Origin of the sequence: Rothia sp. HMSC075F09 (assembly GCF_001810515.1) — a bacterium.
Classification (GTDB): domain Bacteria; phylum Actinomycetota; class Actinomycetes; order Actinomycetales; family Micrococcaceae; genus Rothia.
This window is the reverse complement of the sequence record NZ_KV801792.1, coordinates 300,296-321,930: the sequence shown is the minus strand read 5'-3', so window position 1 is coordinate 321,930 and position 21,635 is coordinate 300,296. Positions and strand designations below refer to the sequence as shown.

General features: G+C 58.9%; 16 protein-coding genes and 1 pseudogene. 13 read left to right on the top strand and 4 right to left on the bottom strand.

Going from position 1 to position 21,635, the window contains the following annotated elements; all coding sequences use genetic code 11:
* Positions 1-200: 200 nt before the first annotated feature.
* Positions 201-2,996, bottom strand: coding sequence for a DEAD/DEAH box helicase (locus tag HMPREF2749_RS06430; RefSeq protein WP_070593796.1), 2,796 nt, complete (start codon positions 2,994-2,996; stop codon positions 201-203).
* A 246-nt stretch (positions 2,997-3,242) separates the two neighbouring features.
* Between HMPREF2749_RS06430 and HMPREF2749_RS06425 the strand changes: the two genes are divergently transcribed.
* From HMPREF2749_RS06425 to HMPREF2749_RS09495, 6 genes and pseudogenes are all read left to right on the top strand, one after another.
* Entirely contained in the window at positions 3,243-4,154 is a 912-nt protein-coding gene (locus tag HMPREF2749_RS06425) for an oxygen-dependent tRNA uridine(34) hydroxylase TrhO (RefSeq protein WP_070593794.1), read from the top strand.
* Complete coding sequence (locus HMPREF2749_RS06420) at positions 4,154-4,651, top strand: GyrI-like domain-containing protein (protein ID WP_070593792.1); 498 nt, start codon at positions 4,154-4,156, stop codon at positions 4,649-4,651. Before HMPREF2749_RS06425 ends, HMPREF2749_RS06420 begins: the two co-directional genes overlap by 1 nt.
* A gap of 326 nt (positions 4,652-4,977) precedes the next feature.
* Entirely contained in the window at positions 4,978-6,066 is a 1,089-nt protein-coding gene (locus HMPREF2749_RS06415) for an LLM class flavin-dependent oxidoreductase (protein ID WP_070593790.1), read from the top strand.
* Positions 6,067-6,261: 195 nt separating this feature from the next.
* Positions 6,262-6,621: a Cd(II)/Pb(II)-sensing metalloregulatory transcriptional regulator CmtR gene (locus tag HMPREF2749_RS06410; RefSeq protein WP_070593788.1), complete on the top strand. Its 360-nt coding sequence runs from the start codon at positions 6,262-6,264 to the stop codon at positions 6,619-6,621.
* A complete protein-coding gene (locus tag HMPREF2749_RS06405; protein ID WP_049347144.1) occupies positions 6,618-7,268 on the top strand; it encodes a cation diffusion facilitator family transporter in 651 nt (216 codons plus the stop codon). Before HMPREF2749_RS06410 ends, HMPREF2749_RS06405 begins: the two co-directional genes overlap by 4 nt.
* Before the next feature lie 38 nt (positions 7,269-7,306).
* A pseudogene (locus HMPREF2749_RS09495) lies at positions 7,307-7,393 on the top strand (luciferase); the annotation flags it as partial.
* Between the two features lie 277 nt (positions 7,394-7,670).
* On the opposite strand, the gene HMPREF2749_RS06395 reads toward HMPREF2749_RS09495, so the two are convergent.
* Both HMPREF2749_RS06395 and HMPREF2749_RS06390 read right to left on the bottom strand, forming a co-directional pair.
* Positions 7,671-7,934: a pyrimidine dimer DNA glycosylase/endonuclease V gene (locus tag HMPREF2749_RS06395; RefSeq protein ID WP_049357223.1), complete on the bottom strand. Its 264-nt coding sequence runs from the start codon at positions 7,932-7,934 to the stop codon at positions 7,671-7,673.
* 2 nt (positions 7,935-7,936) lie between these two features.
* Positions 7,937-9,688 carry a DUF7059 domain-containing protein gene (locus HMPREF2749_RS06390; RefSeq protein WP_246823509.1) on the bottom strand — a complete coding sequence of 584 codons (1,752 nt, stop codon included), beginning with the start codon at positions 9,686-9,688 and terminating at the stop codon, positions 7,937-7,939.
* Between the two features lie 144 nt (positions 9,689-9,832).
* Between HMPREF2749_RS06390 and HMPREF2749_RS06385 the strand changes: the two genes are divergently transcribed.
* The 6 genes from HMPREF2749_RS06385 to HMPREF2749_RS09410 all read left to right on the top strand — a co-directional run bounded on the left by HMPREF2749_RS06385 (position 9,833) and on the right by HMPREF2749_RS09410 (position 18,758).
* Entirely contained in the window at positions 9,833-10,291 is a 459-nt protein-coding gene (locus HMPREF2749_RS06385) for a pyridoxamine 5'-phosphate oxidase family protein (RefSeq protein WP_044145909.1), read from the top strand.
* A 357-nt stretch (positions 10,292-10,648) separates the two neighbouring features.
* Complete coding sequence (gene topA / locus HMPREF2749_RS06380; RefSeq protein WP_070593785.1) at positions 10,649-13,465, top strand: type I DNA topoisomerase; 2,817 nt, start codon at positions 10,649-10,651, stop codon at positions 13,463-13,465.
* A gap of 235 nt (positions 13,466-13,700) precedes the next feature.
* Complete coding sequence (locus tag HMPREF2749_RS06375; protein ID WP_070593783.1) at positions 13,701-14,672, top strand: Ppx/GppA family phosphatase; 972 nt, start codon at positions 13,701-13,703, stop codon at positions 14,670-14,672.
* Between the two features lie 130 nt (positions 14,673-14,802).
* Entirely contained in the window at positions 14,803-16,398 is a 1,596-nt protein-coding gene (locus tag HMPREF2749_RS06370) for a hypothetical protein (protein ID WP_049355340.1), read from the top strand.
* A gap of 201 nt (positions 16,399-16,599) precedes the next feature.
* A complete protein-coding gene (locus HMPREF2749_RS06365; protein WP_049347125.1) occupies positions 16,600-17,700 on the top strand; it encodes a hypothetical protein in 1,101 nt (366 codons plus the stop codon).
* Between the two features lie 509 nt (positions 17,701-18,209).
* Entirely contained in the window at positions 18,210-18,758 is a 549-nt protein-coding gene (locus HMPREF2749_RS09410; RefSeq protein ID WP_070593828.1) for a DUF6609 family protein, read from the top strand.
* Between the two features lie 76 nt (positions 18,759-18,834).
* Here the strand turns inward: HMPREF2749_RS09410 and HMPREF2749_RS06355 are convergent, their stop codons facing one another.
* Complete coding sequence (locus HMPREF2749_RS06355) at positions 18,835-20,244, bottom strand: chloride channel protein (RefSeq protein WP_070593781.1); 1,410 nt, start codon at positions 20,242-20,244, stop codon at positions 18,835-18,837.
* Between the two features lie 353 nt (positions 20,245-20,597).
* Between HMPREF2749_RS06355 and proC the strand changes: the two genes are divergently transcribed.
* On the top strand, positions 20,598-21,443 hold the full coding sequence (gene proC, locus HMPREF2749_RS06345; RefSeq protein ID WP_070593778.1) for a pyrroline-5-carboxylate reductase: 846 nt from the start codon (positions 20,598-20,600) through the stop codon (positions 21,441-21,443).
* Positions 21,444-21,635 lie beyond the last annotated feature (192 nt).

Below are 21,635 nucleotides of genomic sequence, written 5' to 3'. Positions count from 1 at the left end.
CTGAGCCCCGATGAGGTTGCCGAGCTGGAGGAAGAGCTGGGAGCCGAGTGGGACTCGGTGCCCGAATCTCCCGAGCCGGAAAAACCCACGGAGCCAGAAAAACCCAGCCGACTAGGCTATTCGCCTCGACTGGGAGTTATTGTCCCAGCCCGCACAGCCTATGTCCCTGCGCCACCGCCCCGCCCTACGCCCGCAGTACCCTACACCTCCGCCATGCTCCGCAGCATTGCCGTCAGGAGCGCCCGCGCGCCGTGCTTGCTGAGCGGCTCGTTGCGGTTGCCGCACTTGGGTGAGTGCACGCAGGAGGGGCAACCGTTGTCGCATCCGCAGCTTTCGATGGCTTCGAGGGTGGCGCTCAGCCACTGCTGAACCGCGTTGAAGCCGCGCTCGCTGATGCCCGCGCCGCCGGGTGCGGCGTCGTAGACGAAAATGGTGGGCCTGCCGGTGTCCACGTGAAGCAGTGTGGAGAGTCCGCCCAAGTCCCAGCGGTCGCTGGTGGCGATGAGCGGCAGCAGTCCGATGGCGGCGTGTTCGGCGGCGTGCAGGGTGCCGGGACCGTCCTCTTCGGTCACACCCGCGCCGAACAGGTAGCTGGGCTCGAAGGTGAACCAGACCGCCTCGGTCATGAGCACTTCGGGAGGCATGGGTTGCGCCTCTTCGCCCAGGTACTCGCCGCCGTAGACGGAGAATCGCCGGTAGCCGGTGACCTGGTCGGTGACCTGAACTTGCCCGCGGTGCATGGTGAGCGGGGCGAGCTGCTCGCCGGTTTCGGGTGCAGGGTCAGGAACAGTATTCGCAACGTCCTGTCCAGTAATTCCAGCTGGCACACCGTAACTAACTCGCGCCCGCTCTGCGAGAATACGCACCTCCGTGTTCTCAACGGCGCGCGTGTAGTAGTCCGGGTAGAGGCGGCTGAGCAGAATCACGCGCTCGCCCTCGCTGAGGGATTCGACCACGTACTGCGCGCTCTGGTGAATGTAGATTGCGCCCGGGTGCCCCTGGCTCATGGCGTGCGCGGCGTCCATGGTGCCAACCAGGGTGCCGTCTTCGGCATCGATGAGCTGGTAGGGGCCGCCGCCGGTGCCGCGGATATCGACCAGGTCGGCGGCTGATTCGGCGTGCGTCCAGTACCAGCCGTCCGGGCGGCGACGCAGGTACCCCTGCTGCACCAGCCGATCCAGCAGAGCCGCGGTATGCGGACCGAAGAGACTCAGTTCTTCAGCGCGGATGGGTGCCTCCTGCGCTGCGGCGCACAGCTGCGGTGAGAGCACATACGGGTTCGTCGGGTCGAATACGGTTGCCTCAACCTCCTGCCCGAAAATCGCCTCCGGGTGGTGCACCAGGTAGGTGTCGAGTGGGTTGTCGTCGGCAATGAGCACTGCGAGCGCGTCCTGACCGCTTCGACCCGCCCGGCCCACGCGCTGCATGAAGGAGGCGCGGGTACCCGGCCAGCCCGCCACGAGTACGGCGTCCAGTCCGGAGATGTCAATGCCCAGCTCCAGTGCGGAGGTGCTCGCCAGGCCGAGCAGTTCGCCGTTGCGGAGTTTGCGTTCGAGTTCGCGGCGCTCTTCGGGGGTGTACCCGGCGCGGTATGCGGCGACGCGGTGGGCGAGGCCCGCCTCCACCTCGTCGAGGTAGCGTTGGGTCTTCTGCGAGAGGATTTCTACGCTGCGGCGCGAACCGGCGAAAACCAGGGAGCGGGTGCGGGAAAGCACCAGGTCGGTGAGCATTTGCGCGCCCTGCTCCACGGGGGAGACGCGGCGCGGCGCCTCCTGCTCAGCCTTCGACTGGACCGCCTGCTGCTGGGTGCTGCGGGTGCCCTTGGCGAGCTGATCGTGCGCCTTGGGCGGCATGAATTCGGGCTCCCAGAGTGCGACGGTGGTTTCACCGCGTGCGGAGGTGGACTCGGTAATGGCGGTGACCGCCTGCTGCGGCACGCCGATGAGCTTGGAGAAAGACTCGACCGGGTTGGAGCTGGTCGCGGAGGCGCCGTAGAACACGGGCACGGTGCGGTAGAGCGCGCAGACGCGGCGCAGGCGGCGCAGCAGGTTGGCGATGTGCGCGCCGAAAACGCCGCGGTAGCTGTGTGCCTCGTCGAGCACCACGTAGCGCAGCCCGCGCAGGAAGGATGACCACTGCCGGTGGTTGCTCAGGATTGAGTAGTTGAGCATGTCCGGGGTGGTGAGGATGAAGTTGGCGTGTTCGCGGATCCAGCGGCGTTCGCCGGTGGGGGTGTCGCCGTCGTAGCTTGCCGCGTGGAGTCCTGGCAGGTTGTAGGAGGTGAGGGCGGTGAGCTGGTCGGCGGAGAGTGCCTTCGCCGGTGAAATGTAGAGAACGTTCGCTCTATTATTGAGGTTTTCTGCTCCCGAATACGCGGAAGTTGAGCTCACTGGCTCGCCACACGATGCACGGTAGATTGCGTCCAGGGTGGGCATCAGGTAGCTCAGGGTCTTGCCTGAGGCGGTACCAGTCGCCACAATCACGTGCCCGCCGTTGCCGGTGCTCTTCGCGTCTTCGGCGTGTGCGGGAGTCGGCGCTTCAACGCGCCCAGGCTCAAGACGCTCAGCCTCAATCCGCCCCGCCTGCCAGCCGTAGCGCGCCGCACTCGCCGCCAGCGCCGCATCAAGACCCGCGTGGGCGGCGTCTGCCGCCTGCACCTGGTGGGCGTAGGGCTCGGCAATGCCGAGCGATTCGAAGGCCTCCACCACGCGCGGATGCAGCCATTGCGGCCAGGGCGCGTAGCTCGCCGCCCTAGCGGCAATGGTGTGAATATGGGTCACCTGCTCGGGCAGGGTTCCGGTGCGTTCTGCCTCCGGCAACAGGGATGCCAGCACCTGCTGTGCGCTCGCGGGAAGCTCGCGGTAGCGCAGCGTTTTTGGGCGCGCCGCAGACTGCCCCTGCGGCTGTTCGGGCTGGTGTACAGACTGATGCGTGGGCTGCTGTTCAGGGTGCTGGTTGGCGTTCTGCGAGGAGATGCTGTGCGGCATGGGTTCCATTGTAGAGCGGCGGGCTAAAACCCGACCTGCCACCGGTCACGCGCTACCCTGAACGCTGGCTCCGAGCCCGGCTCCGAACCCGCTCGGATCCTGCCCCGACCCAGAGCCTAGCCCCTAACCTAACCCCGCCCTAATCCTGTCCCAGAACCGCCCCCAGCACCGCTTCTGTGCCGCCGACCCCGTAGTCAGTGCACACATATCAAAAAATCTGCATGCGTTAGGCGCATATGACGATAAAATAGTTTCGTGGCTCAAAATAAGATTATTCTGTATTACCAGTTCGCCCCCATCGCCGACCCGCAGGCGGTCATGCTCTGGCAGCGTGCCCTCTGCGAGAAGCTCGGCCTGCGCGGGCGCATCCTCATTTCCAAGCACGGCATTAACGGCACCCTCGGCGGCGAAATCAACGCGGTCAAGGCGTACACCAAGGAAACCCGCAAGTACCCCGGCTTCAAGAACATGGAGTTCAAGTGGTCCGAGGGCGGCGCGGAGGACTTCCCCCGTCTGTCCGTGAAGGCACGCGACGAGATTGTGGCTTTCGGTGCTCCCGACGAGCTACAGGTGGACGAGAACGGCGTCGTTGGCGGCGGCGTGCACCTGAAGCCTGAAGAGGTCAACAAGCTTGTTGAAGAGCGCGGCGACGAAGTGGTCTTCTTCGACGGCCGTAACGCGTTCGAGGCGAAGATCGGCAAGTTCAAGAACGCTATCGTTCCCGATGTGCGCACCACCCACGACTTCATCCGCGAGATTGAGTCCGGCAAGTACGATCACATTAAGGACAAGCCGGTCGTCACCTACTGCACCGGCGGTATTCGCTGCGAGATTCTCTCCGCGCTCATGAAGAACCGCGGTTTCAAGGAGATCTACCAGATTGACGGCGGTATCGTGCGCTACGGCGAGAAGTACGGCGATAAGGAACTGTGGGAAGGCTCGCTCTACGTCTTCGACAAGCGCATGCACATGGAGTTCGCCCCGGACACCGTCACCATCGGCAAGTGCGAACAGTGCGGCGCCCCCTCGAACAAGTTCGAGAACTGCTCCAACGATTCCTGCCGCGAGCTGGTTCTGCTTTGCCCCGAGTGCGCAGCTGATGACGCGAAGCGCCACTGCGTGCCCGAGTGCTCGGTGGACCGCGAAGCAGCTGAGGCGAACGCCTAATGGCAGCCGCTAAGGGCGGCGCGGTTCAGATTTCTGAACCTCGCATTGAGGAGCACCCGGCGATGGTCGTTGCCGGCGTTTCGCAGGTGTTCCCCCTGGATGGCGACTTCTCCTCGCTGTGGGATGAGCTGAATCAGAAGGCGTCCCCGGCGATGCTGGATGTTCTGAAGGTGACCCAGTACCTGGGCGTGTGCACTCAGCCGAACCCGAAGGGGCAGGTCCGCTACACGGCGGGCTTCCTTGTGTCGGAGCCGGCGAGCGCGGCGAAGCTTGGTCTGGGCGTGCTGGAGTTGCCTGCGAGCACCTACGCGGTGGTTGAGGTGACCGGCCCGATTTCGGAGTCCGTTCCGGCTGGCTTTGCGAGCTTTGAGGAGGCGTTCTTCGCGAAGAATCCGCAGTACCGCCCGGTGGGTGGCCTTGAGGTGTACGGTCGCGGCGATATGCAGGCGGCTGATTACCGTATGGAGCTGTGGGTTCCGCTGGTGAAGCGTTCCTAGGGCAGTTTGTTTCTGCCGTTGTAGTTGCAGTTTTAGCTGTTGAATAGAAGGGCCCGGTGGTGCGATGCGTTCGTTCCGCCGGGCTTTTTTGTGCCCTTTTCGGCTGTATTTTGCGCCAGCATTTTGTGGCGGTATGTGTGCCTCGTGCGGGTGAGGCGTGCGGGCGGGTGAGGCGTGCAGGTGGTGTGTGCAGCGAAAGTTGGGGAGGGATGCTCTGTGCGTAATACCCTGAAACAAAATACTTGACATGTAAAGTAATTGGGTTTAGATTTAAAACACTAGCCCGGCACTACAAGAGCCCGAGCGCAACCCGCAAAGGAAAAACCATGAGCACCAACCCCAACAGCACCCCGCAGCTCGACGAATCCATCCGCATCAGCCACCTCGAACCCATGCGCGGCGACGAGAAGAAGCTCGGCTTCCTCTCCTTCGGCCACTGGGCTGAGGTCCCCGGCTCCCGCGTACCCTCCGCCGCAGAATCTCTACACCAGGCAATTGACCTTGCCGTAGGTGCCGAAGACATTGGACTAGACGGCGCGTTCTTCCGCGTGCACCACTTCGACCAGCAGCAGGCGACCCCCTACCCGCTACTCTCCGCAATCGCCGCCAAGACCGAACGCATCGAGCTCGGCACCGGCGTGATTGACATGCGCTACGAAAACCCGCTCTACATGGCTGAACTTGCCGCCATGGCAGACCTTATTGCGGCGGGTCGACTGCAACTGGGTGTCTCCCGTGGCTCGCCCGAATCCGTTATCCGCGGCTTTGAGAGCTTTGGCTACTACCCGGCAGAAGGCGAAAACGAGAGTGATATGGCGCGCCGCCACCTCGACATTTTCCTCAAGGCAATCGAGGGTGAGGGCATGGCGCCCAGCGCTCGCGTGGCGGGCAAGTACGCCCCCGTACAGCCGCAGTCGCCGGGTCTGCGTGAGCGCATCTGGTGGGGTGCAGGTACCGATAGCACCGCCGTGTGGACCGCGCAGAAGGGTCTGAACCTCATGTCTTCAACCCTGATGCTGGAAGATAAGGGTATTCCGTTCGATCAGCAGCAGGCGCAGCAGATTCGTCTTTTTCGCTCAGAGTGGGTGAAGACAGGCAATTCGGGTGTTCCGCGTGTTTCGGTGTCCCGCTCGGTGTTGCCCGTTATCGATGAAACCTCGGCACGCTACTTCGGTCGCCGCGCCGCGGAGGACTCGCAGGATTACACCGGCATTATCGACAACAGCTTCTCTCGCTTTGGTCGCAGCTACATTGGCGATCCGGCGGATATTGCCGAAGAGCTCGCCCGTGACGAGGCAGTCCAGGCAGCGGACACCGTGCTGCTGACCGTACCAAACCAGCTGGGCGTGGACTTCAATCTGAAGATGCTGGATGCCATCGTCAAGGAAATCAAGCCCGCGCTGACCACCAAGTAAAGCCCCTGAGGTGAAGACTCCGCAGAACCTTCTGCGCTAGCAGGGTTTCGCGCCAGCGTGCCGCCGTCGCTTCCGTGATGGGCGGTGGTCGCTGATGAGCGCGAACTCTGCCGCCTCCCGAGGGCAAGGGCGCGGAGCACGTGCGACAGCCCGCACAAGTGGACAATTGGTCAGTTATCACTGTATAGTCATCGTATGCTGACTATTGCTTCACACCTCGACGTCATGAACCGGCTCGGCCGCGCCATGGCCGACCCGACACGTTCCCGGATTCTGATGACCCTCCTCGGCGGCCCGAGCTATCCAGCCGTGCTCTCGCGCGAGCTGGAACTGACCCGCTCGAACGTGTCCAACCACCTGACCTGCCTGCGCGATTGTGGAATCGTCGTCGCCGAGCCCGAGGGCCGCCAGACGCGCTACGAGATCGCCGACCCGCACCTCGCCGCGGCACTGACGTCCCTGATCGACGTCACGCTCGCGGTGGACGAGGCAGCGCCGTGCATCGACTCGGCATGCTCGGTGTCGGGCTGTTGTGGAACGGCGGCGGGAGCATGAGCGAGACCCTGACCACCGCACGCCGCGCGATGCTGCACCGGCGCGTCCGCTTCATCGTCGGCTTCACGATCACGTACAACGTAATCGAGGCAATCGTCGCAGTCTGGGCAGGCGTCCTCGCCTCGTCCGCGGCGCTCATTGGCTTCGGGCTCGACTCGGTTGTCGAGGTACTCTCGGCCGCGGCTATCACCTGGCAGTTCACCCGCAAGGACCCTGAGCGGTGGGAAACGGTCACCGTCAAGGCCATCGGCATCGCGTTCTTCGCGCTGGCGGCCTACGTCTCGATCGACGCGGTGCTGGCCCTGGTCGGCCAGGAGGGCCCCGACCGCAGCCCGCTGGGTCTCGGTATCACCGCGCTGAGCCTGGTCGTCATGCCTCTGCTGGCGTGGATTGAGGTCCGCACCGGGCGGGAGCTGGGCTCCAAGAGCGTGATGGCCGACGCCAAGCAGCTCATCCTGTGTATCTACCTCTCCGGTGCAGTGTTCATCGGCCTCGTCCTCGACAGCCTGTTCGGCTGGTGGTGGGCTGACTCGGTCGCGGCGCTGGTCGTGGCGGTGCTCGCGGTGCGCGAAGGCCTGGAGGCCTGGCGCGGCGACGTCGAGTCGCCGTTCGAAGTGCTAGAGGACCTTGAAGACGAGGACGACTAACCCGTCACCCGACGATGAAGAGCCAGTGCTGCAACCCAGACATGCGCTACGAAAACCCGCTCTACATGGCTGAACTTGCCGTCATGGCCGATCTCATTGCGGCGGGTCGACTGCAGCTGGGCGTGGACTTCAACCTGAAGATGCTGGAGGCAATCGTGAAGGAAATTAAGCCCGCGCTGGCCACCAAGTAAAAGTCCTGAGGTGAAGGTCCTTGGGCAAAGGTCCTTGGGTAAAGACCCCGTGCCAAGCTGTTTCCAGCGCTCTGTAATGCGCTGAGATGTTTGTCCCCATACAGCTTGAGCCACACATACAGCGATGCCCCGGCAGGCACCCGCAAAGGTTCCGCCGGGGCATTACTATGCTCACGTTCTTAGAAATCCTTCTATCTAGAAGTCCCTCTGTCTAGAAATCTTTCGTCTTTTCCCAAGGCTCAATAGCGCCCGGAACCACCTCAAAGAGCGGATGCGCACACGCCGCCAGCCCGGACAGGTAGGTGGCAACCGCCTCCAGCGGCTGCGGATGCGCGCGAAAACGAATCAGCTGCGGATGGTTCGTGTACCCGCGAGTCAGACCCCGCAGAACCTTCTGCGCCAGCAGGGTTTCACGCCAGCAGGCGACCAGGGCGCGGCGATCGAGTAGACAGGGGTGAAGGGACCAAATACGCACGCCTAGCCCTGCGCTTCTGCAGTGCTCTCGCCAGCCGATTCAGCGCCCGCGTGCTCGTCGCTAAAGTGCAGGAAGCTCTTGAGCACCAGCTCACGCACCGCATGCAGCAGGGTGTCGCGCGGATGCTGCTCCTGCGTACCGCGTGCCGCGGCGGCCGCCTCATCGTATTCGGGCCAGGACAGCAGCATGGCAAGAGCCGCCACGATTTGACCCACGGCAAGCTCACCATCGCTCGCCGACGCAAAACCAGCCGTCTCGGTGGAGAGCAGCTGGGTGCGGCACAGACCTGAACCGGCACGCAACAAAATGACGCTGGGATGCTCGGCGCCGGGGCGGCCGTGGCGCTCCTCGGTGACGTCCTCGGCGACCTCCAGGTGCGTGGCCAGGAGCGCCTCATCGTCCATGGCGGCGAGGCGGTCGTAGCGGCGCACGGACCCGGTGAGGGCGCGGGCGATGGGCTGCTGAATCGGATAGGTGATCTCCTCGAAACGCTGCAGGGGATCGGTCGCACCTGCCGCGGTCGCCTCGGTCGGGCGGCGCAGCCAAATCATGCCGAAACCAATAGAATGAACGTTCCGGGAAGCGAAGTCGTTCAGGTACGCCACATAGGTCTGCTCGTAGTGGCTGCGGTCGCGGTTCTCGCTCGCATCCTTCAACCAGGTCTCGGCGTAGGAAGCGGGGGTCAGCGCCTCACGCTGAATAAACCACGCCTCCGCGCCGCCGTCGGCAACCCAGGCACGCGGGCGCTCATCCCACGGGCGCGGTGCTTCCAGGTCCTCAGAATCGCGAATAATTTCCCAGTTGCCCAGCATCTGCGCGCGGCCACCGGGCACCAGCACCGACGGTAGCTGACGCACCATCGTGCTCACAATTTCGTCACCGGGCAGACCACCGTCACGGTAGGTGAACTGTTCCTCGGCGCTCTCACCGGCAACGCGCGGGGTAATCACGAACGGCGGGTTCGACACCACCAGGTCGAAAAGCTCACCAGCGACCGGCTCCAGCAGGGAACCCATGCGCAGGCTCACGCGCGCCTGCGGGTTCTGCGGGTCAATGTTGAGAGTCTGCGCGTTCAGCAGCAGGTTAAAACGGGTGAACGCCAGGGCACGCTCCGAAATATCGGTGGCGGTCACGTGCTCAGCGTGGGCAAGCAGGTGGAAGGTCTGAATACCGCAGCCGGTGCCTACATCCAGGGCACGTTTGACGGGGGTGCGCTCGGTAATCTGCGCCAGAGTCAGGGAAGCGTGACCAATGCCGAGCACGTGATCCTTACGGAGCACGCCGGGTCGCTGATGCGCGCCCAGATCGGCGGCAACAAAGATTTCGGTGCCGTCATCGGCAGCGTGCGGGCGCAAATCAACGCTCGCGGACCAGCGGGCAGAATCCGCAGCGTCACGCTCAATCAGCGCGGCATTCTCAAAGTCAACCAGGGTATCGCCGAAAACCTCGGCTGCCTCAGCCTCAGTGAGCGGGCGAGCCAGCAGGAAAAACGCCAGCAGACGCGCCAAGTTCTTCTCACCCGCACTGTAACCGCCGCGCAGAATATGCTCCACACGCCACAGGCCCGGAACCACCTGGTCGCGAGCCATCGCCTCAGCCGCCTCAACACCGAGCAGCTCCTGCACAGCGTCATAGCTGTAGTTCAACGCCAACAGGCGTTCACGGATGCGGGTTAGGCGGGCGTAATCATCGCTGCGGGGAGCATCCGCAACGGCGGCGTACTCGGGAGCGAAAGAGGCGGCAGAAATAGTCATGCACACCATTCTACGCATCCGCCGCATCTGCCCGGGCGCGCCCACCGCGTACAGGCGGTAGCGCAATGACACAGCCCCGACCCACCTACTGACCAAAACCGTCATCTGCGCAAGAGCGCCCACCCCATCGCATACACTGAAACCATGAGTAACCTGTACCCCGATGAAAGTATCAGCGTCGACAAGTGCTGGGAGCGTCTGCACGCAAACACTCTCGGCCGCCTCATCCTCACTGACGGACAGCACGTCGATGTGCTGCCCGTGCTCTACGCCGTCGCCAGCCAAGACGACAAGCAGGAAATCTACATCCGCACCACCCGCGGTAACAAGTTCTCCTCCGTGGTGGTTAGCCGCCGCGTCGCCTTCGAAATCGACGAAACCCTCGAAGACGGCATCCGCTCCGTCATCGTGGTCGGTATCGCCCACTGGCTGCCGCCGGAAATGACCCCGCAGATCGTGCGCACCTTCGACCTGCCCGACTCCGAAACCCACGAAATGCAGTGGGTGCGCATCGCGCCGCAGACCGTGTACGGCCGCGAATACCCGCTATTGCCCGCATACCTGGACGGCACCCACCCCGACTCGGACACCCTCACCAGCTAGAAAACGCAGGTGCGCGGGTGCGGTGCGCCCCAGTGCTATACCCTGCATGAGTTCCGTACACCCGCCCTGCGCACACACCACCACTCCGGTACCGTATGATGTACCGAGTACCCTGCGCACTCGTGCAAGCTCAACACGCCCGGTTCACATCAACTAGAACCGTGCCAGCTCGCCTCGCGCCGGGCCGCCGCGCGCTCGCCGCATGAAACGCACCGAGCGCACCACATCAACCCAACATAAACTACACCCCTACCGATCACCTCACCCCGCGTACACCACACCCCGCCGGCGCCCACAAGCGCCAGCGTAGGTTATGGTTGAATACGTAGCTTTTCAACACACAGATAGAGGAGTGCCGTGCCCGCTCAGGCAAAGACCGGAAAAGCCCTGCTGATTGTGGAGTCTCCCTCCAAGGTCAAAACCATTAGCAGCTACCTCGGCGAGGACTACCTCGTCGACTCGTCCATGGGCCATATCCGCGACCTTCCGCAGCCCTCCGAACTGCCCGAAAACCTCAAAAAGAGCCCCGTCGGCAAGTTCGCTGTCAACGTTGAAGAGAACTTCGAACCCTACTACGTGGTCAACCCCGACAAAAAGAAAAAGGTCGCCGAACTCAAGCGCAAGCTCAAAGAAGTAGACGCGCTCTACCTGGCAACCGATGGTGACCGCGAAGGTGAAGCCATCGCATGGCACCTGAAGGAAGTCCTCAAGCCCAAGGTACCCGTCTACCGCATGACCTTCCCCGAAATCACCCGGGAAGCCATTCAGCGCGCCTTCGGCGAACTGCGCGACATCGACCTGCACCTGGTCGACGCGCAGGAAACCCGCCGCATCCTCGACCGCATCTACGGTTACGAAATTTCCCCCGTACTCTGGCGCAAGGTAGGCCGCGGCCTCTCCGCAGGTCGTGTGCAGTCCGTCGCAACCCGCCTCGTGGTTGAGCGCGAACGCGAACGCATGGCATTCGTCGCCGCCAACTACTGGGACCTGACCGGACGCTTCCTGACCGCAGCCTCCGAAGGCTTTGACGCCAAGCTGGTCGCCGTAGACGGCAACCGCATCGCCACCGGCAAGGACTTCGCCGACAACGGCACCCTCAACACCTCCAAGGTCACCCACCTGACCGAGGAAGCCGCCCGCGCGCTCGCCGCAGCCCTGCAGTCCGCCGCGTTCTCGGTACGCTCCGTTGAGACCAAGCCGTACAAGCGCCGCCCGGCAGCGCCGTTCACTACCTCCACCCTGCAGCAGGAAGCCGCACGTAAGCTGCGTTTCTCCTCCCGCGTGACCATGCAGGTGGCGCAGCGCCTCTACGAAAACGGTTACATCACCTACATGCGTACCGACTCGGTGGCACTGAGCGAGCAGGCAATCTCCGCTGCACGCCGCCAGGCATCCGAGCTGTACGGCGCAGAATTCGTGCCCTCCGCACCGCGCGTGTACACCTCCAAGAGCAAGAACGCGCAGGAAGCCCACGAAGCAATCCGCCCCGCCGGTGACACTTTCCGCACCCCGGACGCCGTGCGCGGCTCCCTGTCCAACGACGAGTTCCGCCTCTACGAGCTGATCTGGAAGCGTACCGTCGCCTCCCAGATGGCTGACGCGACCGGTTCCACTGCCTCCGTGCGCCTGGGCGCCGTGGCATCTAATGGCCAGGACGCCGAGTTCGCAGCATCCGGTACCGTCATCACCTTCCGTGGCTTCCTCGCCGCCTACGAGGAGGGCGTTGATGCATCCCGCGTGGCTGAGCGTGAGGCGAAGGACGCTGAGAAGCGCCTGCCGAACCTGACCACCGGCGAGGCACTGACCGCCGAGGCGATTGAACCCGCCGGCCACGAGACCCTGCCGCCTCCGCGCTACACCGAAGCGTCCCTCGTGAAGACCCTGGACGAGCTGGGCATTGGCCGCCCGTCCACCTACGCGGCGGTTATTTCGACCATCATGGACCGCGGATACGTGAACGTTCGTTCTGGTTCGCTGATCCCGTCCTGGATCGCGTTCTCCGTGGTGCGCCTGCTCGAATCCAGCTTCGGCCCCTACGTGAACTACGAGTTCACCGCACAGATGGAAGAAGACCTCGACCGCATCGCACGCGGCGAAGAATCCCGCGTCGAATGGCTGGGCGAGTTCTACTTCGGCGGCGGCTCCAAGCGCGGCCTGAAGCCCATCGTCGACAACCTCGGCGAGATTGACGCCCGCAGCATCAACTCCATCCCGATCGCGGACGGCATTGTGCTGCGCGTGGGCAAGTTCGGCCCCTACCTGGAAGCCGAAGGCACCCTCGACACCGAGACCGGCGAACTGACCGAACCGATCCGAGCGAACGTACCCGCAGACCTGGCACCGGACGAACTGACCGAAGCGAAGGCACGCGAACTGCTCGAACAGGGCAAGTCCGACGGCCGCGTGCTCGGCGTTGATCCGGTCTCCGGCAACCAGATTGTGGCACGCGACGGCCGCTACGGCCCCTACGTCACCGAAGTTATCGAAGAGATGACCGAGGAGCAGATCCAGGCGTACCTGGACGCGCAGCCGACCGAATACTACAAGAACGGCAAGCCCAAGCCGAAGAAGAAGCCGAAGCCCGCCAAGCCGCGCACCGCGTCCCTGTTCAAGTCCATGGACTTGGCGACCGTGACCCTGGAGCAGGCGCTGCAGCTGATGAGCCTGCCGCGCGTGCTCGGTACCGACGCTGAGGGGGTGGAAATCACCGTGCAGAATGGCCGCTTTGGCCCGTACCTGAAGAAGGGCACGGACTCCCGCTCGATTGGCAGCGAGGACGAAATCTTCACGATTACGCTGGAGCAGGCGCTGGAGATTTACTCCCAGCCGAAGCAGCGCGGTCGTGCGGCGGCTAAGCCTCCGCTGGCTGAGCTGGGCGTGGACCCGGTCAGTGAGAAGAAGATCGTGGTGAAGGACGGCCGCTTTGGCCCGTACATCACCGACGGCATTACGAACATTACGGTTCCGCGTGCGGAGTCGGTCGAGTCGCTGACCCACGAGCGTGCGGTGCAGCTGCTTGCGGACAAGCGCGCGAAGGGCCCGGTCAAGCGTAAGACCGCCGCGAAGAAGACCACCACGGCTAAGAAGACGACTGCTAAGAAGACGACCGCAAAGTCTACTACCGCGAAGAAGACGACCACTCGTAAGACCGCGGCGAAGAAGACCGCCGAGTAGCTCTTCTACCTGAAGGCGCAGGATGCGTCCCGAAACCCCCGCGTGGGGGAGGGGCGCCTCCTGCGCCTTTCGCATGCCCGAGGAAGGTTTTTATACCCGTGCCGTGCTGATGTTGGGCATCCGCCCGGATTGTTTGCGGAGCGAGCCGCGCCTCTGACAGACTGGAAGAGGCGCCGCACCTGCGGTACTGCACACAGACAATATCCCGCCGCGGGGCGGGGGAGGGGAGCGCATCGTGCGCCTGGGAGTTCTGGATGTCGGGTCGAATACGGTCCACCTGCTACTGATTGACGGCAGCCCTGGAGCGCGCCCCGAACCGTACGCGTCGCACAAGATTCCGCTGCAGCTCGTGCAGTACCTCGACGCTGAGGGCAATATTTCGCAGGAGGGCGCGGACGCGCTGACCCGCTTCGTGACTAGCGCCCGCGACTTCGCGATCGAGAATGAGGCGGAGGACCTGCTGGCGTTCTCCACGAGCGCTATCCGTGAGGCGGGTAATGGTGCGGCGGTGCTGCATCAGGTGCGTGAGCAGACCGGCGTGAGCCTGAACGGTATTTCGGGTGATCAGGAGGCGGCGATTACGTACTTTGCGGTGCGCCGCTGGCAGGGCTGGGGTGCGGGCCGCATCCTTGATTTTGATATTGGTGGCGGCTCGTTTGAGTTTTCGACGGGTACGAATGCGTTGCCGGATGCGGCTATGAGCGTGCCGTTGGGTGCGGGCCGTCTGACGCGTGAGTTTTTTGATGAGCAGCCGCCGAAGCCGAAGCAGGTGAAGCGTCTGCGTAAGTATGTGCGTGAGCAGATCGCCCCGGTGGCGGAGAATTTGCTGCGTTATGGCGCGCCGGATATGACGGTGGGTACGTCGAAGACGTTCCGTTCGTTGGCGCGTATTTGTGGTGCGGCGCCGTATTCGGCGGGCCCGCATGTGAAGCGTGAGATGCATTTGCAGGATTTGCGCCTGTGGACTCGTCGCATGGAGGCGATGACGGTGTCTGAGCGTAGCGATTTGCCGGGTGTTTCGAAGGCGCGTGCGGAGCAGATGCTGGCGGGCGCTATCGCTGCGGAGGCGGCGATGGAGGCGTTTGGGATTGAGACGATGCGCGTGTGCCCGTGGGCGCTGCGTGAGGGCCTGATCTTGAAGCGTATTGAGCATCTGGCGGAGGGTACGGGTACTCCGGTCAACCCGAAGACCCTCCTGGGTGCTTAGTCGATGCGTGACGTGGCCGAATAGCCGCAACGAACCCCGCAGGCTGGTGCGTAATGGGCACAGCCTGCGGGGTCACAGCTTTTCTTATACATAACCCGCCGATAAAGATGTAGGAAAGGAACATTCACCGATGAAAATTCAAGAAGTTATTGACGAAGTCAACAACACATGGGGCGAAGAGCACGAAGAAAAAAGTAGAAAAATATTTTGGGATAATGTTGTCCGGAATCCATTTTTTATATTTATTGGAACAACTTTAATGTATTTATCGACTTTGATATTTGCTTTTTTGTTTTTGTTGTTTGGAAAAGTTAATGAGTTTTGGATTAGCGTGTCTAATGTTTTCTTTAATTTACCCTATTATTTGCTTGATTTAAGGGTCGGGATTATTCCATCATTTGCAGCCCTTTTGTTGAGTCTTTATTTGGGTATTGGAAAATCTGCAGATGTTCATGATGGGATTTCCGGTGATGCGCGCCGAGTGGCATATCAAAAATTTGCTCGAATGTTTGGGCGTATTATATTTGTTATATTTATAGTGAATTTTTGGTATGGATTGCTCGCTGGATATATTCAAGGCACCGCATATTCTTTTAGTTTTTTAGATAATCTGAAATTAAACCCTGGTTGGGGATCCGCGATTGTATCCGGCGATATTGATCTTTCGCGCTATAGGGATATTCCTTTATGGACGCTACTTTTGTTTGCGTGGTTTACACTGTCCGCGGCTTTATTGTTGACCCATAACGAGAAAGATGTCTTAATTCAAAATATAGTTTATACGCGCAGAATTAATTGTATGCGTCAGATATACGAAAATACTACACCTAATATCTACAAAATCGCTCGAAAAATCTTTGATGATCAATGGCGCGATCGTGTACTGCATGCTAAGGGTTGTAAAAATGAAGCTGAAGATTATGCGTATGGAGATAGGTTTACTCTAGATAGTGGCTACCCAGGGTTTAAATTTGGCATTCCTTCCTGGCTGTATTTATTAAATAAAAATATTTTATTCGTGGCGTTTTCTTGGCTCTTGATTTTAGTGGTGTCGATAACTGTTCTATATTGGAACTTTGGAATATCTGAACTATGTGTTTGTGGGATTGTACTTCTGGTTTTTGTTTCGCTTTTTGAGGTGCTCTTTCGGGTGTCGAACCATCATTATTTGTATAGGGATGTGTATAAAGAGAATCTTCGGCTTGTCAGTGGGGTGGGTAAACTCTTTGAGGCTGTTAAATTCTCCTACACTGAGATTCTTGGATTCTATATGAGGGTTCTCGTATTTATTATATTTCTTTTGCCTGAGTTATATTATCTGGTAACTTATATGAGTGACCTTGATGGGAAAATTAGCGCGGTAGATTTCTTCGTTGTTTTGGGACTCCTTATGGTTCCAGTAGTTTTTGTATATATTCTTTCTTTTGCTCTGAAGATTGCAATATTTAAGATTTTTAGAACTGAACTTAGGGTGCACTCTAGTAGGTGTTTTATTTTGCGTTTTGATGGAGAGTTGGTTTCGCCTGAAGGTTTGAATGATAGGGATTATATTCTAATTGCTTATGTCTACTGCTTAATGCTTAGGATTAATAAATTCTATTTGAGCTATAAAAATGAGGGTAGGAAAGTAGAAATATTATCTAGTCCTTTAAAGTATTCTCCTATCCGTTATAAGTATTCTAGAGTAGTTAATTATAGGAGTCCAAAAGCTCTCCGTCGTAAGTAGTCTCCAGTTTTCGCAAGGGTAAAGGTCGAGAAACCACCTGCGACATCAAGTTTTCTAAGGTTTTTGGAGGGTGAGAATTTATATAGTTTAGAAAATGTTTCTACGGGGAGAAGCTCAGTAAATTTAATATGGGAGCTATGGGAAGTTTAAAATTTTTGTCATAGTAATTAACTGACAATACTAGGAAAGGAGTAATCATCGATGATGAAGCAAATGCTATTAGCGCAGATGATAACCGAAGGAGCTGAAGCTACACAGAGTTCTAGCGCGTTGCCGTGGGGAACATGGATACCTTCTGTAATTGGTCTTCTTGGGTCACTTATCGTTGCATGGTGGAGTGGTCGAAAGATTGATAAGCAGATGGAGCTGTCAAAACAAGCTACTCCCCCTGAACTGACTCGTTATAAGACTTGGCTTGAAGTATCAGAGGTATTTAAAAAACTAGAAGGTGTCAAGGACACGGGTACACTAGCCGATTCGAAAGAGTATCAGGAAATTGAAGCTTCTCGGAAAGTTGCTCTTGAGCGTGCTGTGTGGGAGCGGAAGGTGATTTCTGAATGTTCTAATATTCAGGCTCAAAAGCTTGTAATGGAAATCCCGGAATCAAAAATATATGAAATTCATAACCCGGATATTTATCGAGGAATTGAACTTTCTGTAGATTCTTATATAAAGCCAAAAGCTTCTGGTATCCTGTGGCTTATTCCCCTATCGATGCTTTCTTTATTCCCAATCTTGACGGTGATAATTTCGGGTGGTAGTTCAGGAGATAGGAAATTTGCTGTTATCTTTTTGTTAGTTATGCCCATCCTTCTTTTTCCTATGTTTCGTCATCTTGCCCCAAATCAATATAGTGGAATCTTTGAAGCTAACTATTTCCTTAGGAAAACGAGGGTTGAGGTTTTATTGGATAGGCGTAAATCTAATGATGTCAATAATTGTGAACCTATCTTTCATAAGGTTGATAAGTATTGGGAAAAATGGTATCGAAGGGAGGGGCTTCGGTATGCATCGTTTTATGATACCTGGGCTGAAAATATCCACTGCCCGTGGGAAGGGAAGTGCTGGGCAGGAAGGGTGTGGCATAAGGTCTGGTGCTACTTTTTCCCCGGAATTTATGTAAGAACGATTTTTAAACCTAATATTCTTAAAGCTTGGGGTTCTTATAAAGAGGAAAGTCTGAACGTTGATTTGGGGCAGAAGAATAAAGATTCCTCCTCTGAGCTTCATGGAAATAAAGACGCTCAATCACTGAAGTCTGATGCCCTAGAAGAATCCGATCCTACGCCTCCTCAAGGGTAAGCACTGAGAAACCACATGTGTTTCGAGCAGCCACATCATAAGTGGCTTCTGGAAACACATGTAGCTTCTCGCTATGGGGCTGTAACTTGTGCAGAATTTGTGCCATGGTTTTTAACTACCACTAAAGACACTAACCTATGGCACAAATCCGGAACTCATGACCGAATCTCCGGCTGCGCCAGGTAGGTGAGAGTCGGTTATAGGCTATGACTTAGCCTTTTTGTCGATAGGTTAGTGACTTTAATGCGGGTTAAAGACCCACGGCAAAGACACTAACCTATCGAAAACCTCGGTCTAAAAAGCAGGCGGCCCCGGATGCATGCACGCATCCGGGGCTGTCTCTTTTGCTTTTTTGACGAATTCTCTATTGCTATTTTGATATAATCATAGGAGATGTAATTAATAGTCAGAAGGGCTGGGTTATATTGATATATTGCAGAATTTTTTCATATTAAAATTTAGTGAAGTAATAAGAGAAGTGACTCTACGAGATGCTATTGGAGGTATCGATGACTTTTCTAAACTATAACAAAGATGAAAAGCTAGAATTTAACTATAAGAGGGCATGCGGTCTGTGGTTAATTGTGGTGGCGGCGGTTATAGCAATAGCCACCATGGCCGGAGGAAAGCAAATAATAAATATGCAAGTATTCAGCATTGGCTATGTTATTAGCTTTTTCTCGATCAACATGAACAAAAAGGTGTTGAATAAACTATCCGATGGTCCTTCAAGTGAATTTCAAAAGAAAGTATCTTCACGTGCCGTTATTCTATTATTTGTCTTGATGATTTTGCTGGGCGGCCCATTCTTTGCGACTGAAAATTGGAGATTGATTTGGCTGGGGGCACTGATGGCAACCGCACTGCATTTCTTCCCTTATTATTTTGTGCATGGAAAGTCAATGATCTATCTGGGTCTAGCCTGTGCCATTAACGTGTTTGCAGGATATATTTTTACCAGCATCCCGTTAGAGGTAATTGCATATATCGATGCGGCGATTAAGCTCCTCTTCGGAATCTATCTGCTATTCCTTTCAAAGCCGTCAAAACAAAAGTAAGGCAAATCTTCGGCACAGCAAAACAGGGCGGCCCCGGACGCATACACGCATCCGGGGCCGCCCCTATTTCTGAAAGCTACTTCTTAGCGCCGAACGCCCGCGTCCACGCCCAGCGGGTCAGCACCGCCGTACCCACCGCAACCGCCATCGGCAGCCACGCACTCGCACCCTGACCCGTAAAACCAATCAACAACGTCAACGCAGACAACGGCGCATTCATCGACACACCCAAAAACGCCGCCGTACCCGTCAACGCCGCCGCATACAACACCATCGACGCGCCACCCGGCACCCCGCCCAAACCCGGGAACGCCCACAGCACCAGCGCCGCCACACAAAACGCAACCGCCGCACCCAACGCCAAACCCGGCGTCAACGTACCGCCATAAGAACCGAAACGCAGACTCAACACCACCACGGCAGCCTTCGCAACAGCCAACGCCAACACATACACTGCCGCCGATGCGGTCAAACCGCCCGCCGCCGCATCCAGCGACACATTAAACGTGTGCTGAGTCAGCAGACGACCATTACCCAGAATCTCCGGAAGCCACAGCGAAACCACCGCGACCAGCGCAAACGCTACAGGAATACGCCACAGAAGAGAACGATCCTTCGCCTTCAACTTCTCCGCACGCTGCGACAACGCCCTAAAACCCAACGCCAACGGAGTCAACACCACACCCGTCAGCGCCGCCACTGTCAGCGTCGTCGCATCCAACGGAAGCTGCGGCACCGGGTACGTCGGCTCATTGACGATCACCAGATTCGCCGTGACCGTCGCCGTCCACACCGTCACCGCACCCACATATAGCGACCGCAGGCTCAAACCAACAGCCATCGCCTCCACAAGGTACACCACGCCACCAATCGGCACCTGATACACCGCCGCCAAACCAGACGCCGCACCCGCCGCCACCAGCAGACTACGCTCACGAACACCCAACATCGCGGCACCATCAACACCCACAAAACCAAGACGCTCCAGCAGATTCGAGGTACGGCCAGCCGCCAAAGCACCCAGCTCACGAGGAGCGACCTCCTTACCCACAGGAGAGCCCGCACCCACCGCAACAATCTGAATCAGCGAATGCGAAATCTGCCGCCACAGCGACGGGGTACGGTCCTCCTCGGTAGCACCGGCAATCTGCGACTTCACGCCAACCACACGCCGCCCACCGGACTGCAGGTAGTACCACACCAGCGCCACAAACGGGCCCAGCGCCGCCAAAACCAGGGCACGACGCGCCGGATCGGCACCGTCAGTGACCATCGGGTGGTGGCCCTCAGAATGGCCGAAAGTTAGCTCCTGCATAAAGTCCAGAACATAATGCAGAGCAATCGCACCCAAGCCGCTGAACACGCCCGTGACCAGCGCGGCAAGGGTCAGCCCCAGCAGGAGGCGAAATGAAAAAGAACGGAAACCCGCAGAACTCTGCGGGCTATTCGGGGAAAAATTCGAGGAAGAACCAGTATGAGAAGACATAGAAAAAGGGGTTTGTGTGTTGCGTGCTGTGTGGTGTTGGAGGCTTCATGCCCGGCACAGACTGTCGCGGGCGAAGCTGTTTTCATTCTACGCCCGCAGAATTACGCCCTCCCCGGCATGCCAGAACGTGAGAAGCGGAGCCCCGCGCATTGGGTCGCGGAGCATGAGGTGAAGCCGCCGCCCCAGAAAACGCGGAAGAAACACGAGCCAGGTCACATGCCCGTAGCCGCACCCGCTATGCTGGAAGGGTACGCCTCCACGCGCCCGCCGCGCACCGAACAGTAGCCCCCGGAACACACCGGCGGCACGCCTGCCGGCACCCGGCGCAGGCATCCCATTAGGAAGGATCAACGATGACCGCAACTATTGCTTTTCTCGGCACCGGCTCCATGAACGGCTCCATCGCCGCAGGTCTGCTCGCTGCAGGCCACGACCCCGCCCACATCCGCGCCACCGTGCGTAGCGAAGAATCTCGCGCCGCCCTCGCCCAGCGCCTCGGCGACAAGGTAGAAATCATCACCACCGGCGGCGAAGCTGACGGCAACCATAGGGCAACCGCCCACGCAGACGTCGTGCTGCTCGGCGTGAAGCCCTACGGCATCGTTGAGCTTGCCCGCGATATCGCACCTGCCCTCGCGCCGAATGCTGTTGTGGTGTCCGTTGCTGCTGGCGTGACCCTCGAAACCCTCGCCGAGTGCCTTCCCGCAGGTCAGCCCATTGTTCGCTGTATGCCGAACACCCCCTCTTCCGTGGGCAAGGGCGTGCTCGCCATCTCCACCACCGACACCGTGAAGGACGAGCAGAAGAAGCTCGTCGAAGAGGTCTTGGGCACCGTCGGCTTGGTTGTTGAGGTCCGCGAAGATCAGATGGACGCGGTCACCGCCGTCTCCGGTTCCGGCCCGGCATACGCGTTCCTGCTTGCGGAGGCGATGGCAGCCGCCGGTGAGAAGCTCGGCCTGGACGCAGACACCGCCCTCAAGCTTGCCAGCGCAACCGTTGCCGGTGCGGGCTTCCTGCTCGACACCAACCCGGATGCGCCCGCCCTGCGCCGCGCCGTGACCAGCCCGAACGGCACCACCGAGCGTGCGCTGAACACCTTCGTGGACGGTGGCCTCTTCCAGCTGACCGAGGATGCGATGCGCGCCTGTGCGGCACGTTCGGCGGAAATGAGCCAGCTGTACACCGCTGACGAGGACTAATCAGCGGGAATTACTAGCGGGGACTAACACCGTCCGGTACCATTCCTCTGACTGGGTAAAACTACAGAAAAACAGCCTCCTCCCGGCAGAACGGGAAGAGGCTGTTTTTCTATGTCTCATCGCGGGTTGCTCAAACGCGGGCTCCTCAAAACCAGCAGAGCTGGGGAAGATAACCGCCGCAGCGAGGAAAAA

Coding starts and splice junctions, on each gene's coding strand:
- HMPREF2749_RS06430 (WP_070593796.1), bottom strand. CDS start 2,996: ATGGAACCCATGCCGCACAGCATCTCCTCGCAGAACGCCAACCAGCAC.
- HMPREF2749_RS06420 (WP_070593792.1), top strand. CDS start 4,154: ATGGCAGCCGCTAAGGGCGGCGCGGTTCAGATTTCTGAACCTCGCATT.
- HMPREF2749_RS06415 (WP_070593790.1), top strand. CDS start 4,978: ATGAGCACCAACCCCAACAGCACCCCGCAGCTCGACGAATCCATCCGC.
- HMPREF2749_RS06410 (WP_070593788.1), top strand. CDS start 6,262: ATGCTGACTATTGCTTCACACCTCGACGTCATGAACCGGCTCGGCCGC.
- HMPREF2749_RS06405 (WP_049347144.1), top strand. CDS start 6,618: ATGAGCGAGACCCTGACCACCGCACGCCGCGCGATGCTGCACCGGCGC.
- HMPREF2749_RS06390 (WP_246823509.1), bottom strand. CDS start 9,688: ATGACTATTTCTGCCGCCTCTTTCGCTCCCGAGTACGCCGCCGTTGCG.
- HMPREF2749_RS06385 (WP_044145909.1), top strand. CDS start 9,833: ATGAGTAACCTGTACCCCGATGAAAGTATCAGCGTCGACAAGTGCTGG.
- HMPREF2749_RS06370 (WP_049355340.1), top strand. CDS start 14,803: ATGAAAATTCAAGAAGTTATTGACGAAGTCAACAACACATGGGGCGAA.
- HMPREF2749_RS06365 (WP_049347125.1), top strand. CDS start 16,600: ATGATGAAGCAAATGCTATTAGCGCAGATGATAACCGAAGGAGCTGAA.
- HMPREF2749_RS09410 (WP_070593828.1), top strand. CDS start 18,210: ATGACTTTTCTAAACTATAACAAAGATGAAAAGCTAGAATTTAACTAT.
- HMPREF2749_RS06355 (WP_070593781.1), bottom strand. CDS start 20,244: ATGTCTTCTCATACTGGTTCTTCCTCGAATTTTTCCCCGAATAGCCCG.
- proC (WP_070593778.1), top strand. CDS start 20,598: ATGACCGCAACTATTGCTTTTCTCGGCACCGGCTCCATGAACGGCTCC.